This window comes from Candidatus Zixiibacteriota bacterium (assembly GCA_040752595.1).
Classification (GTDB): domain Bacteria; phylum Zixibacteria; class MSB-5A5; order WJJR01; family WJJR01; genus JACQFV01.
Window position 1 is genome coordinate 1 of record JBFMGX010000050.1, and the last position, 2,048, is coordinate 2,048.

The window sequence follows — 2,048 nt, forward strand, 5'->3', positions numbered from 1 at the left end:
CGACCTCTGTGCGAGGCCCTGTGAATGGCTCCGCATCCCCGTCAACATCACGAACTTGACGGAACCAGTCTCGGGGTATCAGCTCTCCTACACCTTCAGTCGACCGAACTTGGTCAGCTTCGATCCGATCGAGCTGTTCGACGTGGCGGGCACCGCCACTGAAAGTTGGGAATACACTTCGGCGACCACCCAAGGCGGTACAACGATCCGTGTCGTGGGCATCGCCGATATGCCGGACCCACCGGGAACACCTCCGCCGATTCCTCCCAATGGTGTGCCGCAGCGCTTGGTCTACATGGTTGCCCATGTTCCCTGCGTCCCGGACACGATGTCGGGCAATACAGTCCGACTGGACCCCAATCTGCTCCTGTGTAGCTTCACAGATCCCCAAGGGATGACCCTCGCGCCGATCTCGGTCGCTGGCGACTCGATCACCGTGATCGCGACGGCTTTGGGAGACCTGGATGGGTCGGGGCATCTTGACGTCGTCGACGTTGTACGGGCCGTCAATTGCGCCTTTCGGGGGGACTGCCCTGCATGCGCGATCAAACTGGTCGATACGACCTGCGATCAACTGATCAACGTTCAGGACATCGTGAAGCTGATCGAGGCGGTCTTCCGGGGTGGTGCAGCACCGGTCTGCCCGTAGGTGTTGCCGTCACATCGTCGGGTTCTGTAGAGGCCGTTCGCGAACGGCCTGCGGGCGCTTCACGAAGCGCCCTTACAGTGTAGCGAGGGAATTTGCGCGCGCCGGGGCTGTTGACACGGCTCCCTCGGCGATGCCGCCGGCACCGGCATCGTATGATGCGATCCTCACCGCCTTCGAGCAGGGGCAGAAGACGATCGCCGACATCGTACGCGGCCTGACCGACGAGGCGCTGTTCGCCACGGTCAAGTTCATCACCGCCCCGAAGACCATCAGCGATGTCCCGCGCCTTCAAGTCCTCTGGATGATGCTCTGCGATCAGATCCACCACCGTGGCCAGTTCTCGGTCTACCTGCGCCTGGCCGACGGCAAAGTCCCGTCGATCTACGGCCCGACCGCGGACGAGCCGTGGTTGTGAACATCGCGGCCAAAGCAGCGTGGAGTCTGCCCGCCGCAGGGGGCTGAAAGCCCCCTGTCCGCGATCCGCTGCGGTAAGTGCGGGTCAGTCCTCGGGCTGACCCCGGACCCGAAGGGTCCGTTTGAGCCCGCCAAGCCGACGGATCGCCGCTTCGCGGTCCGCCACGGCGGATCAGCCCAAGGGCTGACCGGCACAGGGTGTCCGGGGTAGTGTGAATTCGGGGTGTCGTGCAGGGGCGTAGCCTGCCCTGACCTGTGGTTTCCCTCACCCTAACCCTCTCCCGGAGGGAGAGGGAATCAATTGCAGTTGCAGTTCTCTAACCTCTCCTGCCGGGAGAGGTCGCTTCGGCCCGTCAGGGCCGGAGCGCGTGAGGGAATGGCAGGAAACGAGTTTACGCGAGGCTTGCACGGCTGTCTCACTCTTTCAACGAGATTTCTGACATGCGCGACACTCGGAACGTACGCTCCTCTTCTCGAAGCTCGCAGAACGCGCGGACATAGAGTTCCCCTTGGCGCCCTCTGAAGAGCACGAAGGGACGGATCGTGCGACGAGTTCGTATGCCTGAGAGATTGACGTAGGAGACGGCCACTCTCCTGCCCTCAACCACTGCCTTTTCGAGGATATCTTCTTTGGTCGCGGGATTAGCCGCGCTGTGCCTCTGTTCCTCCCGGAATCTGCGGGGAGCGAGCGAGCTGTCATACTTACGGCGTCTTGCCGGATCTTTGAGGATGTCGTAGGCTGCGTTGACTTCTTGGGCTTTGCGGACGTAACTCGGATCGCCTCGATGTACGTCCGGGTGGTATCCCTTCATCAACTGGCGATACGCAGATCTTATCTCACGTCGACTGGCCGTGGGTGGAACCCTGAGGGTCTCATAGTGAGTCGCCACGGTGGCGCTCCCCAAGTGGTAAGATCACGAATCCCTCGAACCCCTCGCGATCTACTTCACATGCAGCCGTAGGGTGGATCCTCTGCACCCGCCCC

General features: G+C 62.0%; 3 protein-coding genes. 2 read left to right on the plus strand and 1 reads right to left on the minus strand.

Features of this window, described 5'->3' with window-relative positions:
• Both AB1792_11835 and AB1792_11840 read left to right on the plus strand, forming a co-directional pair.
• A partial coding sequence (locus AB1792_11835; protein MEW5702902.1) for a hypothetical protein occupies positions 1-649 on the plus strand: 649 nt, incomplete at its 5' end.
• Between the two features lie 130 nt (positions 650-779).
• A complete protein-coding gene (locus AB1792_11840; GenBank protein MEW5702903.1) occupies positions 780-1,064 on the plus strand; it encodes a DinB family protein in 285 nt (94 codons plus the stop codon).
• Between the two features lie 415 nt (positions 1,065-1,479).
• Here AB1792_11840 and AB1792_11845 read toward each other — a convergent pair whose 3' ends face one another.
• Positions 1,480-1,953, minus strand: coding sequence for a J domain-containing protein (locus AB1792_11845; protein ID MEW5702904.1), 474 nt, complete (start codon positions 1,951-1,953; stop codon positions 1,480-1,482).
• Positions 1,954-2,048: the final 95 nt, after the last annotated feature.